This window comes from Deltaproteobacteria bacterium (assembly GCA_021737785.1).
Lineage (GTDB): Bacteria > Desulfobacterota > DSM-4660 > Desulfatiglandales > Desulfatiglandaceae > AUK324.
Window position 1 is genome coordinate 82273 of sequence record JAIPDI010000013.1, and the last position, 19320, is coordinate 101592.

The 19320-nt window shown below is 56.1% G+C and carries 15 protein-coding genes; 3 read left to right on the forward strand and 12 right to left on the reverse strand.

Annotation, left to right across the window (positions count from 1 at the left end; genetic code table 11):
• Positions 1-124: 124 nt before the first annotated feature.
• The 3 genes from K9N21_08595 to K9N21_08605 all read left to right on the forward strand — a co-directional run bounded on the left by K9N21_08595 (position 125) and on the right by K9N21_08605 (position 5285).
• Complete coding sequence (locus tag K9N21_08595; protein MCF8143962.1) at positions 125-748, forward strand: TetR/AcrR family transcriptional regulator; 624 nt, start codon at positions 125-127, stop codon at positions 746-748.
• Positions 749-915: 167 nt separating this feature from the next.
• Positions 916-2145: an efflux RND transporter periplasmic adaptor subunit gene (locus K9N21_08600; GenBank protein MCF8143963.1), complete on the forward strand. Its 1230-nt coding sequence runs from the start codon at positions 916-918 to the stop codon at positions 2143-2145.
• A 14-nt stretch (positions 2146-2159) separates the two neighbouring features.
• Positions 2160-5285, forward strand: a complete 3126-nt coding sequence (locus K9N21_08605) for an efflux RND transporter permease subunit (protein ID MCF8143964.1) — start codon at positions 2160-2162, stop codon at positions 5283-5285.
• 119 nt (positions 5286-5404) lie between these two features.
• Here K9N21_08605 and K9N21_08610 read toward each other — a convergent pair whose 3' ends face one another.
• The 12 genes from K9N21_08610 to K9N21_08665 all read right to left on the reverse strand — a co-directional run bounded on the left by K9N21_08610 (position 5405) and on the right by K9N21_08665 (position 18991).
• A complete protein-coding gene (locus K9N21_08610; GenBank protein MCF8143965.1) occupies positions 5405-5818 on the reverse strand; it encodes a response regulator in 414 nt (137 codons plus the stop codon).
• The gene (locus K9N21_08615; protein ID MCF8143966.1) at positions 5815-7461 is read right to left on the reverse strand and encodes an ATP-binding protein; all 1647 of its coding nucleotides are present in this window, start codon (positions 7459-7461) and stop codon (positions 5815-5817) included. Before K9N21_08615 ends, K9N21_08610 begins: the two co-directional genes overlap by 4 nt.
• Positions 7462-7662: 201 nt before the next feature.
• Positions 7663-8226, reverse strand: a complete 564-nt coding sequence (locus tag K9N21_08620; protein MCF8143967.1) for a YfiR family protein — start codon at positions 8224-8226, stop codon at positions 7663-7665.
• Positions 8227-8244: 18 nt separating this feature from the next.
• The gene (locus K9N21_08625) at positions 8245-9768 is read right to left on the reverse strand and encodes a hypothetical protein (GenBank protein ID MCF8143968.1); all 1524 of its coding nucleotides are present in this window, start codon (positions 9766-9768) and stop codon (positions 8245-8247) included.
• 70 nt (positions 9769-9838) lie between these two features.
• On the reverse strand, positions 9839-10348 hold the full coding sequence (locus K9N21_08630; protein ID MCF8143969.1) for a hypothetical protein: 510 nt from the start codon (positions 10346-10348) through the stop codon (positions 9839-9841).
• A gap of 354 nt (positions 10349-10702) precedes the next feature.
• A complete protein-coding gene (locus K9N21_08635) occupies positions 10703-12997 on the reverse strand; it encodes an O-antigen ligase family protein (GenBank protein MCF8143970.1) in 2295 nt (764 codons plus the stop codon).
• A gap of 10 nt (positions 12998-13007) precedes the next feature.
• On the reverse strand, positions 13008-13346 hold the full coding sequence (locus K9N21_08640; GenBank protein MCF8143971.1) for a VanZ family protein: 339 nt from the start codon (positions 13344-13346) through the stop codon (positions 13008-13010).
• 231 nt (positions 13347-13577) lie between these two features.
• On the reverse strand, positions 13578-15212 hold the full coding sequence (locus tag K9N21_08645; GenBank protein MCF8143972.1) for a Gfo/Idh/MocA family oxidoreductase: 1635 nt from the start codon (positions 15210-15212) through the stop codon (positions 13578-13580).
• A gap of 49 nt (positions 15213-15261) precedes the next feature.
• Positions 15262-17334 carry a sugar transferase gene (locus tag K9N21_08650; protein MCF8143973.1) on the reverse strand — a complete coding sequence of 691 codons (2073 nt, stop codon included), beginning with the start codon at positions 17332-17334 and terminating at the stop codon, positions 15262-15264.
• A 295-nt stretch (positions 17335-17629) separates the two neighbouring features.
• Positions 17630-17809, reverse strand: coding sequence for a four helix bundle protein (locus tag K9N21_08655; protein MCF8143974.1), 180 nt, complete (start codon positions 17807-17809; stop codon positions 17630-17632).
• Between the two features lie 57 nt (positions 17810-17866).
• Positions 17867-18106: a hypothetical protein gene (locus tag K9N21_08660; GenBank protein ID MCF8143975.1), complete on the reverse strand. Its 240-nt coding sequence runs from the start codon at positions 18104-18106 to the stop codon at positions 17867-17869.
• Positions 18107-18721: 615 nt separating this feature from the next.
• Positions 18722-18991: a ribbon-helix-helix protein, CopG family gene (locus tag K9N21_08665; GenBank protein ID MCF8143976.1), complete on the reverse strand. Its 270-nt coding sequence runs from the start codon at positions 18989-18991 to the stop codon at positions 18722-18724.
• Positions 18992-19320: the final 329 nt, after the last annotated feature.

A 19320-nucleotide genomic window follows, 5' to 3' on the forward strand; every position in this document is an offset into this window, starting at 1 on the left:
AGGCTGCAGATATCCCTTGACAGGGGCGTGAACAATCTTGTATTTTGACGCGCTATTCACTTTTTGCAATGTGACGTCACATTTATGTACATGAGGATGCCCTGGGGCCCCGGGAGGACACGCCATGAGCAACCAAAGACTTCCAAGACGGGAAAGAGAGAAACTGCGACAGCGTCAGGAGATGCTCGCGGCCGCACTCGATCTGTTTGCCGAAAAGGGGTACCACAACGTCTCCATGCACGAGATCGCCGAAAAGTCCGAGTTTGCCATCGGAACTCTCTATACGGTCTTCCAGAACAAGGAGGACCTCTATAAGGCCCTGGTCCTGGAGGAATGCGACAACTTTGAAGAGGCCCTGGTGCAGGCGATTGAAACGCCGGATGACGACGTCGAAAAACTCAGAAATTACGTCCGGATCAAAGGCCAAATGTTTCGCAGCAACCTTCCCTTTATCCGCCTCTTTCTGGCGGAGAGCAAGGGGGCGAGCTTCAATATCCGGGCAGGACTGGATGAGGCCCTTCGGAAACGATACTATGCGTTTTTGGAGAGACTGGCCGCTGTCTTTGAGAGCGGCATCAGGAACAGACGGATCCGGAAGATCGCTTCCCCCTATCATCTGGCCCTCGCCCTCGACAGTGTGGTGGACGCCTTTCTCCTGCTGTGGCTCGAATCGCCCGGGCGTCATCCCTATCCGGAGAACCCTGACGCCATTCTGGATATTTTTTTCAAGGGACTGATCGCGCAGTGAAGCAGGGAGCAGGGGGCAGGGGGCAGGGAGCAGGGAGCACATTGCCCCCACCCGATAACCGATAACTGATAACTTCTTTTTCCTTTCAGCTTTCAGCTTTGAGCTTTGAGCTTTCCAGCTTTCAGCTTTCAGCTTTGAGCTTCAAGCTTCTACAACCGAGGCCTTCCATGCGACTGAAAAAGAACAATAAGACCCTATTGGACCGGACAACGGCATTTTCGGTTCTGGCGGGTGCCCTCTTGTGGGCATCCGGCTGCCAAAACGGAAACAATCAGGAGGCCGTGCCGCCCCCTCCCCCCGAGGTGGCGGTGGTGACGGTGTCTACCCGGCCTGTCCTCCTCACCACGGAATTACCGGGCCGCACCAGCGCCTTTCGCATCGCGGAAATCCGTCCCCAGGTCAGCGGTCTGATCCAGAAACGCCTGTTCACGGAAGGGGCCGAAGTCAATGCGGGCGATGTGCTCTATCAGATCGACCCGGCCCCGTTTCAGGCGGCCCTGGATAATGCCAAGGCCTCCCTTGCCAAGGCCGAGGCCAATCTCCCGGCGATCCGTTCAAAGGCCGAACGCTATCGAAAGCTGGCGGCCACGAGCGCCATCAGTCAGCAGGATTATGAGGATAAGACCGCCGCCCTCAGACAGGCGGAAGCGGAGGTCGAGTATTGGAAGGCATCGGTAAAAACCGCCCGCATCAATCTGGGCTATACCCGCATCACAGCGCCCATCTCCGGCCGCATCGGCCGATCCAATGTGACGGATGGGGCCCTGGTAACGGCCTATCAGCCTCAGGAACTGACGACCATCCAACAGATAGACCCGATCTACGTGGATGTGGCCCAGTCCGCGGCTGAACTTCAGCGGTTGAAGCACAGCCTGGATGCGGGCCGGCTGAAACAGAGCGGAGAGAATCACAAAAAGGTCAACCTCGTCCTCCAGGACGGCACGCCATACCCGTTGGAAGGGGTACTCCAGTTCCGCGACGTCACCGTGGACCCCACCACCGGCTCCGTTATCATCAGGGCCATCTTTCCCAATCCCAGGTCGGTTCTCCTGCCGGGCATGTTTGTTCGGGCCGTGGTCCAGGAAGGCATTGCCGAGGAGTCCATCCTGGTGCCTCAGCAGGGGGTGAGCCGCAATTCAAAGGGAGAACCCATCGCCCTGATCGTGGATGAGACCGGACAGGTACGGCAGCGCAGGTTGACCCTCGACCGGGCCATCGATAACCAATGGCTGGTCACATCGGGCCTTTCAGGCGGTGAGCGTCTGATTGTGGAAGGGATGCTGAATGTCCGGCCGGGCGCCACCGTGAAGGTCGTCCCCTTTGACAACGGCAAGGCCGGGCCAAAGGGCGGACCGCCAGCCGGCACAGGGCCCGGAAAAGGGATGAAAACAGGGTAACGGAGGGTCTGATGCTGTCCAAATTCTTTCTGGATCGCCCGGTCTTTGCATGGGTCATCGCCATCGTCATGATGCTGGCCGGCGGCCTGGCCATCCATAATATGCCCATCTCCCAGTATCCGCCCATCGCCCCCCCCTCCATCGCCATCGATGCCTTTTATCCCGGGGCCTCGGCCGAGACCGTGGAAAACAGCGTGATCCAGATCATCGAACAGAAGATGACCGGGTTCGACAAGCTGTTGTACATGACCGCCACCAGCGACGGCTCGGGCGCCGGGAGAATCGAACTGACCTTTGCCCCGGGCACCGATCCGGACCTGGCCTGGTCTCAGGTTCAAAACAAGCTGCAACTCGCCATGGCCAGCCTCCCCGACGTGATCCAGCGTCAGGGCGTCAAGGTGAGCAAATCCACCCGCAACTGGCTCATCATCGTCGGACTCATCTCGGAAGACGGGAGCATGAATGGCAATGACCTTAGAGACTATGCCCAATCCAACATTGAAAAGGTTCTGGCAAGGGTGCCGGGCGTGGGCGAGGTGGAGAGCTTCGGCGGCCAGTATGCCATGCGGGTCTGGCTGAATCCGGACAAGCTGACCAATTACAAGCTCACCATCGATGACGTCATCACCGCCCTTCGCGCCTATAATGTGGAGATCTCCGCGGGTCAGTTCGGCGGGGCACCGGCAGTGGAGGGGCAGCGGTTGAACGCCTCCATCATCGTCCAGAACCTCCTCAAGACCCCGGAGGAGTTCGCCGCCATCCCCCTTCGCATCAATCCCGACGGCGCCATTGTGCGCGTGCGGGACGTGGGATGGACCGAACTGGGCACCGAGCGCTACGATATCGAGGGGTTGTTCAACGGCAAACCGAGCGCCGCCCTGGCGGTCCGCCAGGCCGCGGGCGCCAATGCCCTGGATACGGCCGACGCCGTTCGCACCAAAATGGTCGAGTTGTCCGAGTACTTTCCCCCCGGGGTGAAGGTCATCTACCCCTTTGACACTACCCCCTTTGTAAAAGTGGCCATCAACGAGGTGGTCAAGACCCTTTTTGAGGCGATCATTCTGGTATTTCTGGTCATGTTCCTGTTTCTGGGAAACTTCCGGGCCACCCTGATTCCGACCATCGCCGTGCCCGTGGTGATTCTGGGGACCTTTGCCGTGCTCGACTTTTTCGGATATTCCATCAACATGCTCACCATGTTCGCCATGGTGCTGGCCATCGGGCTTTTGGTGGACGACGCCATCGTGGTGGTGGAGAACGTGGAACGGATCATCCACGAAGAGGGACTGTCGCCCAAGGAGGCCACGGCCAAGTCGATGGAGGAGATCACCAGCGCCCTGGTCGGCATCGGACTGGTCCTGTCCGCGGTGTTCGGCCCCATGGCCTTTTTCGGCGGTTCCACCGGCGTCATCTACCGCCAGTTTTCCGTAACCGTCATCTCGGCCATGCTCCTCTCGGTCCTGGTGGCCCTGATCCTGACCCCGGTGCTGTGCGCCTCCCTCCTCCGGCCGGCGGCCGGCCGGAGAGAAAAGGCCGGGACCGCTTCCGCCCCCTTCAGATGGTTCTTCCTGGGGTTCAACCGGATGTTCAACAAGGCCCGGGATGGATACCAGGGTATGATCCGCCGAATCCTGGGCCGCAAGATCCGTTACCTGGCGGTCTACCTGGTCATCGTGGCGGGGCTGGTGGTCCTGTTCCAGCGCATGCCCACGGCCTATCTCCCGGATGAGGACCAGGGCATCCTGTTTATCCAGGCAATGCTCCCGTCGGGGTCGACCCTGGAGCAGACCATGGCGGTGCTGGACGAGGTCCGCGCCTATTTTCAGGAAGATGAGGCCGAGGCGGTGATGTCCGTCATGACCCTGGCCGGGAGGAGTTTCGGCGGGGGCGGGCAAAACGCCGGTCTGGGGTTTGTCCGCCTCAAGGACTGGGAATTGCGCGACCGGCCCGACCTGAAGGTCAAGGCGCTGGCCGGACGCGCCATGGCCCGGTTGTCAAAGATCCGCAATGCCAGGGTGTTTGCCTTTGCACCGCCCGCGGTTACCGAATTGGGCACCTCGGTCGGGTTCGACTTTCAACTGCAGGATCGCGGTGGCCTGGGTCATGATAAACTGATGGAGGCCCGCAATCAGGTGCTCGGAATGGCTGCCAAGGATGACCGGATGACCCGCGTACGCCCCAACGGCATGGAGGATGTGGCCCAATACCGCATCGATGTGGACTGGGAAAAGGCCGGTGCCCTGGGCGTCCCGATCAACTCGATTCACAATGCCATCACAACGGCCTTCGGCGGGGCCTATGTCAATGACTTTATCCAGGGGGGACGGGTCAAACGGGTCTATGTCCAGGCCGATGCCCCCCACCGGATGCTCCCCAGCGACCTGGAACACCTCTATGTGCGCAACACTACCGGGGCCATGACCCCGTTCACCGCCTTTGCCTCGGGCCATTGGACCTACGGGTCCCCGCGGCTGGAACGGTTTAACGCCTTTCCCTCCATGAACATCCTGGGCGAGGCTTCCCCGGGCCGGAGCACCGGAGAAGCAATGGCCGCCATGGAAGGGTTCGTGTCCAAACTCCCCGAGGGCATCGGCTTTGACTGGAGCGGGATCTCCTATCAGGAACGGATGGCCACCCGTCAGACCGGCCTCCTCTACGCCTTTTCCATGATCGTGATCTTCCTCTGTCTGGCGGCCCTCTACGAAAGCTGGACCGTCCCCATCTCCGTGATGCTGGCCCTCCCCCTGGGGGTTATCGGCGGGGTGGCCGCCTCCATGCTGCGGGGATTCCCCAATGATGTCTATTTTCAGATCGGGCTCCTCACCGTGCTGGGTCTCACCACCAAGAACGCCATCCTGATCGTTCAGTTTGCCATGGCCAAGGTAAAGGAAGGCACGGGGCTGGTGGAGGCTACCCTGGAGGGCGCGAAGCTGAGGCTGCGGCCCATTGTCATGACCTCCCTGGCCTTCGGTTTCGGGGTCCTCCCCCTCACCCTGGCCACCGGGGCCGGCGCAGGGGCCCAGACCGCCATCGGCACCGGTGTTCTGGGGGGAATGGTGACCTCCACCTTCCTGGCGATCTTTTTCATCCCCCTCTTCTACGTGGCGGTGGTTCGTTTCTTCGGAAAAAAAAGGCCCTGAATCCGGAAGAACCGGATTCAGGGCCGGGGGGGAAGAAGCTGGAAAGCTCAAAGCTGAAAGGTGAAAGCTGGAAAGCTCAAAGCTGAAAGCTCAAAGGTGAAAGTATCAGTTATCGGTTATCAGTTAACGGGGGAAGCGCTGTCTCCCTGCTCCATGCTCCCTGCTCCCTGCCCCCTGTTGAGGACCATTTCCATAAATGCCTTCAGTTCTCTCTCATCAAAGGGCTTCATGATATAGTGGTAAGGTTCGAACTGCTTCGCCGCTTCCATGGTTTCAGGATCGCCGTAGCCGGATATGAAGACGATGGGGATACTCCCTTCGGCCGTGATCTTTGCGGCCGCGGCGATGCCGTTCATCTCACCGGGCATCGCCACATCCATGAGGATGATATCCGGGTTCAACTCTCGGGCCATGTCCACGGCCTCCAGGCCGGATTCGGCCTGGCCGACCACCTCATATTCCGGTCCGGTGAGCATCTCTTGGATTTCGATCCGGGCAAGCCATTCATCATCGACGATCAGAATTCTTATCATGGCTTCTCTCTCCTGTGTTCAACCGGCCCTTCGTCCTCTCCGGATGCCGGGTGACCGGGCGCGTCCGGCAGAAGGACGAATTCAATGAGAATATCCGTCCCGTTGTTGTACTCAACACGGAATGTCCCTCCCAACTGATGTTGGACAAGATTTCTCATGAGCTTGAACCCGAGGGTCTCAGACCTTTTGATGTCAACGGTTTCCGGTATCCCCCGGCCTTCATCCCTGATCCGCATCACGATCCGGTTGTCCGGGGATTGTTTCATGGTGATATGGCAGGGACCGGCCTTTCCATCCTCATAGGCATGTTTAAACACATTGGTGATGGCCTCATTGAGCACCAGAGCACAGGGGATGGCCTGGGTTACCGTGAGATTCACCCCCCGGCAATTGATAACTGGGACCATCCCGTCTTTCATGTACTCATAGACCTGATGGATGCTCGCCCACAGTTTGTAGATATGCCTCGCCATATCCACCCGATTGAAATTCTTGCTGCGATACAGCTGGCTGTGGATGAGGGACATGGTCAGGATCCTGGATCTGGCCGATTCCAGCACCTGGCATGCCTCAGGACTGAGGGTCCTTCGGCGGGACAGATTCAACAGACTGGAAACGGTCTGGAGATTGTTCCGAACCCGATGGTGGATCTCGCCCAGCAGGATGCTTTTTTCCTTGAGCGCCGCCCGTATCCTTGCCTCGGCCTCCCTGCGCTCGGCAATCTCATGGCTGAGCTGTTCGTTTGCCAGGGTCAGCTGTGCTGTACGCGCCTGAACCATGTTCTCCAATTCATGCTGGTATGTTTTCAGTTCCGCCTGGGCCTTCCTCCTGGTACGGACCTCCTCCTCCAATTCCAGGTTGATGTTCTTCATTTCATCCGCACTCCGGGTTGCCTTTTGGGCCGACAGTTCCGCCTCCTGCCGGGCGATGGTGAGGCTTTTGTTTTGCTGCGCAATCTGCTCGAGCATATCATTGAAGGCCTCCACCAGTTGCCCGGACTCGTCATTTCCTTCCTTTATCCCTCTAACGGAATAATCTTTATCCCTTGAAACTGTTCGGGCCAGATCGGCCAACCGGATCAGAGGGCCCGAGATGAGCCCCTGGAGTCTTGAAGAAACCAGGAGAACGCAGACAAAAGATATCAGAAGGACTGCGCCGATAATGCCCAGGTGCTTATTCAAAACAACACGGGTCGACCTGAGGTTGGAGTGGACTAACACCGTGCCGACGGAGGCGCCCTCCATGAAAATCGGCCGGAAGCAGAAAAGCCCCCCCTCATGAAACCAGCAGCCGTCCGACCGGGGCAGGGGCGGCGGCGTCAATTTTCCGGTTCCGCTCCGGGAATAGCCTGCCAACGCCCTGCCTGTGGCAGCAAACACCCAGGCCCCTTCGATGGAGTCGTCCGCCTTCAGGGCAGCCAGGACGCCCGTGATATCGGCCCGGTCCTCAAATAACAATGCGGCTGCGCAGTTGTGCCCGATCATGTCTGCCAACACCGACAGATCGCGCCTGGCCTGATCTCGGAATATCATCGCGTCATACACCACGAACCCGGTAAAGGCCAGGATGAGGGCCAGGACGTTGATGGACATGATGATCAACAGGAGTTTTTTCCGAATGGAAAAATCATTGAAACGTTTCATGGGCATGGATCCCGGATTGTGGGTGAATCAAGTGCGCCTGGGCGTTCGGGTTCCCCGGATTTGCAGGGTGCGCTGTTGTGCCGGTTTACCCGCCCAATCCCAAAAAAACCATAAGCCGCGTACAGTTGCAAAAGAAAACCGGGTAATCGGCTCAAAGGTGAAGACCATCCATTGTCCGGCATTCGCCGGACGGGCGTCTCATCATTTCACGATATCCGAAAGCCTCAGGAGCCTGGAGCGAATACTGAGATCTGCATCTTTAACCGCCCCAAGAAGGATGTCAAAGCGCTTGGGGCATTCGATCAGATTTTTGGGGCATCCCAGTTGCTTGAAATAGACCATCCCTCCCATGTCTGTAAATCCGGTCATATCACTCACTGTCAAGACAGGCGCCCCTTTGACCCTCTGGATAATCCCGGGCGCCAGACCCCTTTTTGCCTCTCCGATAAAAATAACATGGCATGGCAAAGGGAGGTCTTCCATCGTCTCGAAACGTTCCACCACCAGTTCCCTCCCCTGTATGGATTTGCCGCTCAAGAGCCTCATGAATTCATACAGGGTGTCGTCGCCGATGACCGCGATCCGGAGGGTCTCTCTGTCGGTAAACGGATGGTCGGGCCAATCCACAAAGAGGAGGAAATTGTAGAGATAGAGGGCTTTCAGCCGGTCTTGATCTTCTTCGGCTGCAGCCGGCGGGGCGGCAAATGCCCAAGACAGGCAGAGAACCGCCGTTATAAAAAAGAGGCGCACCCTAATTTGGAGCATTCGGATCACGGGCGAATCTCAGTCCCAAGATGCAGTAAAATACCGATCGATTTCATCATAAGAGGGAGTGAAGTTGAGGTCTTTGTTCATCACTGAAATGGCCTGTGCCCTGCAGAGGGGAACGCAGAAAGCCTCGGCCGCGATCCTCTTCTGGGTTATGGAAAAGAGCGCCTGCCGTTGTTTACGGTCTGTTGTGAGGCCGGCCGCCGCGATCATGCCGCTGATTTCGGGCGTGGTGCCGTAACACCCCGGAACGCCCGTGACAAAGAACGGATTCAGTATGGCCCCGGCATCACAGATGGAATAACTCCCCCAGGTCATAAAGGAGAGGGGGTACCTCCCCTCGAGGAATTCTTTATAAAAGCGCTCCCATCCGCTGGCCATCCAGTGAAGACGGGCCGTGATCCCCACGGCCTTCAAGTCCCGGACAATGAACTCCGCCGCGCTTTCGTTGACCCCGGCAAAAAAATCCACGCTGAAGCCGTCGGCATACCCCGCTTCGGACAGAAGCCTCCTGGCCCTGGCCGGGTCATACCAGTAGCGTACCACATCCGGTTCGTGACCGAAGTGAAGCGGGCTGGTGATGGTGTCGGAAGTGTCCGCATACCCGTTAAAGCCCTGTTTTACGAGACGCTCTTTATTGATCGCATGGTTGACGGCCATGCGCACCCGTTTGTCCTTGAAGAATTCCACCCCGCTGCGGCCGACGGCATCCATGCTCAGAAAATACGTCCGGAGAATCCCGGTTCGCATGACCTTGAGGCCGGGGTTCTTTTTCACAAAGGGGATCTGCTTCTGATACAGGCTGGTGGACCTGAGGAGATCGGCCCGGCCCGATATCAGCGCCTCCATCTGGAGTATCTCATCCTGGGTGCTCACGACCTTGAGATGAGGGATCAGGGCCTTCCCCTTGGGGCCGCCGAAATATTCGGGATTGGCACTGAAGACGGCTTCCGAGGGTGTTTCACAGGAGACAAACCGATAGGGTCCGGTCCCGATGGGATGGCGATCGAACCCCTCCTTTCCCACCCTTTGATAATACTCAGGGGGATAGATGAAGAGGATATTGGCGATCACCTCCAGCGCAGCGGGATTGGTGGTGGCGGTTTTGATTCGGACGGTATGCGCATCCAGGACGGCAACCTCTTCAAAACCGGCAAACAGATCGGAGACCAATGAACCGGGTCCTTTGAGAAGCTCCAGGGAAAAGCGTACGGCCTTTGCCTCGAATGCTTCCCCGTTATGGAACCGGACCCCTTTTCGGAGGATGAATTCAATGAGATTGGGACCCACCCATTCAAATGATTCCGCGAGACAGGGGACGACCTCTTGCCGGGCCGGGTCCCTGTAAAGAAGCGTGTCCCCCCAGTTATGATAGAGGACCAGGATCTGGCGGCTGGAGGTGTATGCCGGGTTGAAGCATGTCATCGGCTGGGTCCCTATGGACACCACCAGGGTATCCCGCTTCGCCTCACAGGGACAAAGGATGAGCAAGGGTGCCAGACATGCGAAAACCGCAAAAAGGACTATCTTCTTCATCATCTACCTCCAGGTCCCGGGAAACCGTGTCCGGAGTGTTTCCCGGCCATATGGAATTGTTTTTTTTGCAGATTCAGCCAATCCCATATACGACCGGCACAACCCTGTCAAGCGGTTTGATAAGAGAATAAGGCCCCAGGACCTTCATCCGGACCTCCTCATCATCCGAACACCACAGACCGTATCTGAATCCGGCCTTAACGGTCAATTCCACCTCATCCGTCTCTTTGTAGGGTTCGTCCGACCTTTCCCAGTGGAGAACCGACTGCTGCACGGGAAAATCGGATTTTCCCGGTTCCACAGGCATTATCCCTATTCGCGGGGTGGACCGAAGACGGGAGTGATACAGCTTGGCCTTGAAACGATAGGTACCCGGCAAAAGAGCGATCCCCAGATCATCGACACGTATCTCCTCTGGTTCGCCGTCGCGGTCCATAAGGATGTAAATGGGACAGTACTTCGGATTCTCCGTTTGCAGGACAAGGGCGAGCGATTCCCTGGACCGTTCCGGGCCGGGATAGCCTTTCCTGGGGTCCAGATGACACCCCCACAGGCAAACAACCAAGACCAAACCCAAAGGCATCAAAAACCGCACTGATCTTTGCGCCTCATTAAGCATGGAGCATGGAGCACGGAGCAGGGAGCATGGCGCTTCCCCGATAACCGATAACTGATAACTTCTTCCCCTTTCACCTTTCAGCTTTCACCTTTGAGCTTCTATCTTTGAGCTTCTATCTTTAAGCTTTCACCTTTAAGCTTTCACCTTTGAGCTTCTATCTTTGAGCTTTCAGCTTTCAGCTTTGAGCTCTATTCACCGATAACCGATAACTTCTTCCCCTTTCACCTTTGAGCTTTGAGCTTCTATCTTTAAGCTTTCACCTTTCCCCTTTGAGCTTCTATCTTTGAGCTTTCAGCTTCTCCCTCCCCCCCTCACCTTTCACCTCATCCCTTCCGCCATGGTCCGGGCCACGAATTCTTCATCCGGATAAACATTCCATACATACCCCCGAATCTCCTTGCGCATCTCTTTTGCCGCTTTGCTCCCCGGGCCCTCTATGCCCTGGGCCTTGCGATAATGCCACACTGCCTTGGCCCATGCCTCATGATGCAGCGGATCGCTGGGATACACCGACTTGGACCGCATGACCCAGTAATTCCCCAGCTCCACATGGAGCCGCGGGTTCTTGACACCGGCAAAATAGGCGGCCCGTTCCATGCTGATATCCGCGGCCGGCAGCCACTTTGCATGGTAATCCGCCTCCTGCCACTGATGCGCATAGGCCCATCCCAGCTGGAGGTGATACTGCGCCTCAAAGGGATTCAACCTGACAGCCCGCTCCAGGGTCAGAAGTCGGAGCGCGGAACTCGGAACTCGGAACTCGGAACCATTTTCCCCTGCTCCTTTGCCCGCTTTGCTTTTGGCTTTGAGCATTGAGCTTAACGCTTCTACCCCCGCATCTTCCCTTCCCCCTTTCAGCTTTGAGCTTTGAGCTTCCCTCCCCTCCCCGCTTTGAGCTTCCCTCCCCTCCCCGCTTTGAGCTTCTATCGCTTCCCCCAGTTTGTACCAGTACTCCGCATTCCCCCCGTCCCACTCGATCGCCTTCACCACCTCCGCCACCGGCGGATGCCGGTCCCGGTTGAGCGTGCTGTTGGGCACGGTATTGCAGTAGGCCTCGGCCGCAAAATGCCGGATGCTCCACCACCCGGACCACCCGATCAGTCCCAAGATGGCAACCAGCGCCACCCCGCCCCGGTATCTGAGCGGCAGATCGTAATACGTGTAACTCATCCGGTCCCGTCGGTGGTGCCGCTCCAGATGCAGGGCCGCATACCCGATGGCCATGATGGCCGCCAGGATGAGTGCGTTCGCCGGGGTATGCAAATTGAACTCGGAATACGAATGGATGGCCATATAGGCAATGACGGCGACCGGGACAACCCCAAGGGAGACTGCATAGGGGTCCTTTCTTTGTTTCCAGAGGCTGAGGGTCTTAAACACATATACCCCCAAACCAACCAGGAGAAGACCGAGCCCTGCGATCCCTGCCTCAGCCAGATACTGGGCCCAGTCATTGTGGGCATACCGGTAGAACTTCTTCTTATCCTTTGCCGACTGATATTTGGGGAACGCATACGGGAAATTGCCCACACCCGCGCCCACCGCCTTAAAGTCCTCAAAAAGATCCATGGTTTTGGCGGCATATCGCGATCGGCTTTCGATCCCTGATTCAATCTGCATGAACCGTTCCAGGGGATAATCAACGCCGATCTCAATCGCATATGCGCAAATCAGAACAAAAAGGCCGATGAATATAATGCCTTTTTGTCGATATGACTTTCTGACAACGAACAGCACGCCCATCAAGAACATGGCCCCGGCCCAGCTGATGATGGCGCCCCGGGACGCTGAAAAGATCAACCCGATCCCCATAACCACCCCGGCAAACCCCACCAGAATCCTTTTGGATAGAGACTCCTGGCCTTCCAGAAAGGAAGCGAATCTCGAAGCGGGACGTTGCTTCTTCTCGGTGTTCCCCTGGTTGGGGCGCTTCATCGGCGCAAGGGCCCCCGCAAAGGCAGCCGCGAGAATCACCCCCATGGCCATGAACCCGGCAAAGTGATTGCCGTTGATGTAAGTGCCTTTGAGGCGCTCTTTGGCATAATCCATTCGGTACCACAACACATGGTGCGATCCGGAATAGGTTTCCATCAACGCGTATAAGGCCTCGAAACACCCCATTGCCAGGAGAAGCGACACCGCCACATTGATCCGCCGGCGCGATTGAAGGGTCTGGAAAAGCCCGAAGAAAAAGAACCCGTACACCACAAACCGGACAATGCTCATTCGAACCGGATACACGTAGGGCGCCAGGGAAAACCAGGTGCCGTTCACCAGGCCGTCTGCCAGGGTTTCCGCGGTCGGCAGCGATTTCCGGGCCACGACCGCCGCCTCAGGGGATAAAAGCGTTAGGACCGGATCGGGCATTGGCAGGGTTTGGAAAATAAGGAACGTCAGCAGCGCAACAAACCCCACATGCAGGCTGTTTCGAGGCAGCCGCAATCGGTACTCATTGCTCTGGTAGTCCTTTCGAATGCCCTTTAAAAGAAGGAGGGTCGCTGCCGTCAGGACCCCCAGCGACATGAGGGTGTACATATACGTGTGCACCGCACCGAACATGAGGATGCACAGGAGGAGGATGATCAGGTAGATGATATAAGCGGCTTTCTCCATTTTTCCATCCCTAAGCGCTCTGCGCCCTGCGCCTTCCGGTCTGTAAGGCCATGATTCCCGCCGCGACCCCGGAGAGTACACCGAATGTGTTCGCAACAATATCCAGAGGATTGAACGTTCGATAGGGGAGATAATACTGAAACCACTCAACGGCCGCGCCAAAGACAAGCACCAGCAACACCAGCGACGCCCTTTTCCACAGGGGGAGGCCTTTACCCGCGCCGATCGCCAGCACGGCCATAAATGCAAAGCCCAGGAAATGGACAATCTTGTCAAGCCCCATGGAAAACACCACGACTGTCCGGGCGTCGCGGCCGTAGGGAATGACCGCGACAATGGCGATCAACACACAACAAACCAACAGCCCCCGTCCGCACCAGGCATTAGAATTCTCGCGCAACCGCGTCATTTTTACAGAAGATAACAAAGAAATGAAAGGATCAGTTTTTACAGAAAGGCAAAAGGCAAGAAAGTTTGTTTAGACAAGATTTACGGGATTTTCAGGATGTTTTTGTTTGAATGTTGAATTTCCAGAAGAAATTCAACATGGCAAATCGCTTCGCGAGAAAGCCATATCCGGTTAATCCTGTTGATCCTGTCTAATGATTTGTTTTAGCCCTTCTTCGTCTTTTGTGTATGCCTTTCCGCAGGTCAGGCATTCGAGATCGTCCGCCAGCCGTTCCCCGCACCGGCACATCCATCCGACCCTTCTTGCCGGATTTCCCAGCATCAGGGCGTGATCCGGCACATTCCGGGTCACTACGGCCCCGGCGCCCACAAAGCCGTACTCACCAACGGTCGTCCCGCACACCACCGTGCAGTTGGCCCCCAGGGTCGCCCCATGCCTTACCAGGGTGGGCCGCACCTGATCCATCTTCCGGATCTCGGCCCTCGGATTGTAGATATTGGTAAACACCATGCTGGGCCCGCAAAACACCCCATCCTCCAGGGTCACGCCCTTATAGACGCTCACATTGTTCTGGATCTTGCATCCCTTCCCGATCCCCACATCCGGCCCGATCACCACATTCTGCCCGATATTGCACCCCTCCCCAATCCTGCAATTTCCCAGCACATGCGAAAAATGCCAGATCTTGGTTCCGTTGCCTATCTCACACCCATCGTCAATAATTGCCGTTGGATGTACAAATGCGCCGGCAGGCACAGTTGGAGGTATGATGTTGGAGGCGGATTCCACTCCTCTGATCTCCGTCTTCCGACCTCCGACCTCTATCCTTTCCCCTTCCCCATCCAGCGACCGCTGCGCGGCATTCAGCACCCGCAGCACCCGAAGGCCTTCTGCGCCATCCGTACTGGGCTGGCACCCATTTTTTATACACGCCAGAAAATGCTCGCACTCCCGTCGCAACGGCTCGGCCTTCGGGATCTCGACGCGATCAGGGTCCCCTTTGACCGGAACGGGCATATTCTGCTGCCACCGGATCTCATGAGGGTACAACAGGAGCTTGTCTTCCCAGGCCCGGGTATCGTCAAAGACCGCCATCTTTTTGTCGCCCACGACCACCAGTTGCTGGACCTTGAAGGGGTGAAGCCAGGATACAAAGATATGGGCGCGGAGTCCGGAAGGGAATTCCAGGTGTGTGGTGGTGACATCCGCGATCCTCTTGTGCAGGTAGTTGCCCCCTGTGGCCATGACTGCTTCCGGCTCCTCTCCCGCCAGGCCCAGGATCATGGAAATATCGTGGGGCGCAAACGACCAGAGGATATTCTCCTCCCGCCGGATCTTCCCCAGGTTCAACCGATGGGAATATATATAGTTGATCCGCCCCAGGTCCCCATTTTTCGCAAGGTCCTTCAGGCATTCAAAGACCGGATGGTACTGGAGCAGGTGGCCAACCATGAGGGTGCGCCGGTGCTCTTCTGCCAGCCGAATCAGTTCGTGGCCCTCCTCTTCGTTCAGCACCAGCGGCTTTTCCACATACACATGCTTCCCTGCCAGCACGGCCTCCCGGGCCAGCCGGTAGTGGGTCTCGGCCGGCGTTGCAAAGACCACCCCATCGACATCCCCCCTCCCCAGGACCTCATGAAAGGCCAGGCACACTTCCACACCTTCATACTGGGCTTGAAATCCTGCCAGGACCTCCTCGTTCTTATCGCATATCAACCGCAGCTTCCCCAACTCCCAATAATTCCGCACCAGGTTCTTTCCCCAGTACCCGGACCCGATCACCGCAATGCCGGTTCCTTTAGACATTGTTGCTCCTTTCCCCAAAAAGTCATCCGTTCATCCATTCATCCCCCACTCACCTGCTCCTCGCCCCCTTCACCACAATATTCCACACCGCCCGCCCAAAGTAGCTCACCTGCGTCCTTGCCGGCCTTCTCAAGTACGCCTCCACGTAGCGTTTCTCCGACGCGCAGATCTCTTCAAAGGTCTCAGGCATGTCCGCATAAAAGGGGGGCACCAGCCCCGGCTTCACATGCATTCTCAAGGCCCGGATCTCCTTAGGGTAGAGGCTCAGGTAATGGTAGCTCAAGGGCCTGACCCCGAACAACTGCAAGTCCCCTTTGAGCCAGTTGTACAGCATGGGGAGTTCATCCAGCCACAGCCTCCGCATCACCTTTCCCCAAGGGGTTATTCGAAAATCATTGTCCAGTTTCCCCCCCTTCTTAAGGCCCTGGATGCGATACACGTAATCCTGCAGGAACTCGGAATAGGGGTGCATGGTCCTGAACTTATAAATGGACAGCACCTCCCCTCTGGTGCCCACGCGCTTCAGCGACACGAACGGCCCGTAGGTAGGATCCGTGTTCAACGATGGGGTCAGCAGCTTCCGGCCGACAAAGTAGAGACGATGACCGATCTCCCTTTCCGCCACGATGTGAAACCCGCAGAAGGAAAGCCGGCCCAGAATCTCGGACCTGGAGATCCGGCGGGACCTTCCTTTGGTCAAGAAAAAGTAGACCTTTTTAACCCGGGGAAGCTTGGGGATCACCCTGTGAATCAGAAAATCCACTGCATAGATACCATGGGCCATGATTCGCGGATATTTCTGGAACATCCACTCCCGGTGGGTCTGGATGGTGTGGACCTTCCCCACAAAGTGACCCCCGGCCGCCAGCATGTTATGGGCCTCCAGAAAATACCGGTTGATGTTGCGAATATCGTTCACCTCGTGGAGATTGATGAAAAGTCTCACCGGCCGCGCGTCCATGGCATCCAGGTGGAGGATCTCCACGCTGTTCCGCAGGACCATTTCCGCCTGGATGATTTGCGAGAGATCCAGGATTTGATCCAGAAATTCAAACACGGCCGGATCATCCCTGAGGGCCCGGTCCCTAAGGCGTTCTCTCACCGGGGACATGAGGGCAGCGCGTATCTTGTCGAAGTCCACGACGAAGGGAAGTTCTTCCTGAACCAGGACAGAGGAAGCAAGCATCGCCTTTTCTGCAGGCGAAACGCTCGAGTCGCCCTGGGGAAACAGGACCTCGGCCGGGTCCCTGTCGTCCCGGTCTCCTTTTCCCATCCTGCAATAAACCGCGCAGAGCACTCCCTCGAGAACAACCAGAAGGATGACCGGACCAAAGACCTGGGTCCTGGAAAATTCGGTGAGCCTGAAGAGAAAAACAACCGAGGCCAGGCTAAAGAAGAGCAATGCGGCCGCTTTCATCCATGGCCACAGAGCGTGATAAAAATTGAGGTAGTTCCTCTGCTCAAACTTGCGCGTCACCATAGACACAACGAACCAGAGGGCGTAGATCAACAGGAGGAGTTTTTCATAATCGGGAAGGAGGTGAAGGCCGTCCCTTTTGATATAGTTGACCACAAAGAAGGAGATCCCCACCAGGACAAAATCAGCGGCTGCAAGAGGAAGCCGAAAGGCGCCGGTATTTTTCCCCGAATGCGTCCCCTGTGTAGAAGGACCGATCCTGGATTGCACATACCATTTATAAAACAAAGAAAAGAAGACCCATTCAGACACGATCAAGATCAGGCAGGTCCCGAAAACATGGGCCCTCGAAAAGGCGTACAGCCCCATCAGCACCACCATCAGGGCCATGAAATAGGCCAGGTACAGCCCGGCCTTTGAGATGGCCCACATGGTATGCCGGTAGCCCTTCAAGGGCCTGAATCGAAACTTCTTCGTGCCCAGTGAGACCAGGAGCCAGATCCCATAGAATGCCATGAGCAGCTTGAAATAGCTGGGACTGAGCTCAAGCGTTCCCCTTTTCAAGTAGTTCAATGAAAAGAATGCCGCATTGAGCAGAAAGAAATCCGCGAGCGCCAGCAAAAAGGAGAGCGCCGCAGAAGAACGCGTCTGGCCTTCAAAAAGGGTATTCTCGCGTATGTCCATCTTTGCGTATGGAGAATTCATGGAGGGGGTGACTGGATCTTGATGCGGTGTAGAAACAGCGGGACGTGATGTCAGACGGTCATGGGGTTGGTAAAGGTATTCTGGTGGATCAGGATTTTCGTGCCCGCTATGTCGGTGCCATCCATCCCTGCCGAAAGCGGTCATCCGATGTCCGAGGTCCGAGGTCCGATGTCAGAGGTCAGGGTTCTGAAGGCAACCGCCAGATATTTGCAGTCTAAAGCATAGTCTAACCAAGTGTCGGTTTCAGCGCTTGCCCTGTGAAATACTTGCCCCGTTAAACCTTTCCCTTTTTCGTTTAACCGGGGGACGAAGTCTCAGCGTAGCGAATTTCACCGGGGTTTTCGCCATCAGCATCCGTCAGTGAATATTTCTCCTCAGCAGGCCAGGCCCTGCTCAGTTCGAATATTTCCATCGACAAGGCGTAGGCTCTCTTATACACGCGAAGATCCTTCGCCGATTTTATCTGCTCGCTCACACTCCCCCCCTACTCTTACATCTGACCTCCGACATCGGACATCCGACATCTGTCTTTTCACTCCGACATCAGACCTCTGACCTCTGTCTTTTCCCTCTGACCTCGGACATCTGACATCTGGCATCTCAGGTAATAATCGAGGGCGCATTTGTAGACCAGTGAGTTGTGGGCAAAATCATCCGAACCCGTGCCGTCTCCTCGGTGCATATCGCTCATAATGATGAGCTTTGTATATTCCGAAAGCGGCAGTCTCTTGATTCTGGTCTTTGGCGAATAGACGTCTTTTAAATCTAACATTGTAAACCGGGCTCTGCTCTAAAAGTTAGCCAAAATGGCTCAAAGCCGAAATGGGTAAAGAGATCCTGAGAGTATTGGAGAGAGGCCATGAAAGGCGTGAACATTTTACCGAAAATGGCCCGCCAAAATATCGGCGGGTAAACCTTGGGCGGAAATCGGTAAAGGAAGGTGGTGCGCGATGTCGATGTTACCGAAAATGGCCCGCCAAAAAGCCGGCGGGTAAACCTTGGGCTGAAATCATTAAGGAGCCATTGAAGGCCAAAGGAGAACCAAAAACCATCCTGAAGATCCCGTTAATCCTGTCCAAGAGATTCTTTGCGTATTTGAACAAGTCCTATTTGAAAATAACCGGATTTGGTCTGTCGAACGCATTGTTATAAAAAAACACCTTGGTCTCAGGCGTCACGGGCCAAGGTTTTATAACCTCGGCCCCGGGCTGATCCTGCGCAAACCAGTTGTTGTAAACCCTGGCCTCTTCCTCCGGTATTCCCCGAATCCCGATGGCCCGAACCTTGGAGTTGGTGAAGGTATTGTGGTGAATGAGGATCTTCGTGCCCGCGATGTCTGCCCCATGCCCTTTGCGCTCTGCGCCATGCGCTCTGCGCCCATGCCCCACTACGTTGCGGCTTGCCGACGAGCCAAATAGTGTTGGTCCAGGCACTGTCGCAAATATGTCTTTATAACGGCCTGGCGGCTGATATTTAATTCTCTTGCAATCGTATCGAGCTCCTTTAGCATATCCAGGGTAAGATCCACATTAACACGCTGAATCGCTGGTTTCATCTCCCCTTTGTTTGTAAAAAAGCGAGATATATCCTCCCCGCTCATTGCCTTTTCCGCAATGTCATCGGCAGATACTCTGGGGTTCTTAGCTGTATTCCTCATAGAGTTTCTCCTCTTGCTTTGTGGATTTCCAGAGTGTCACAAGATGATAGTATTCTCCGTCATCGTCCTCCCTGATTTCATATATGACTGAATAAAGCCTTCCTCTCACCCACCCAATCGCACGAAATTGTTCCGGATCATCGCAACGGGAGTCAACATAATGAGGATGGGACCAAATTTCCTGGACTTCAGCCAAATCGACTTGACGACGAGGGTCTGACTTGAGCTTTCGGCTTTTTCGGTTGTCGAATTTGAAACGCATATGTTCAGAAAACTAATATAACAGTTATACCATTCATGTCAATATCTTTCAAATCATCCGTCCCGCA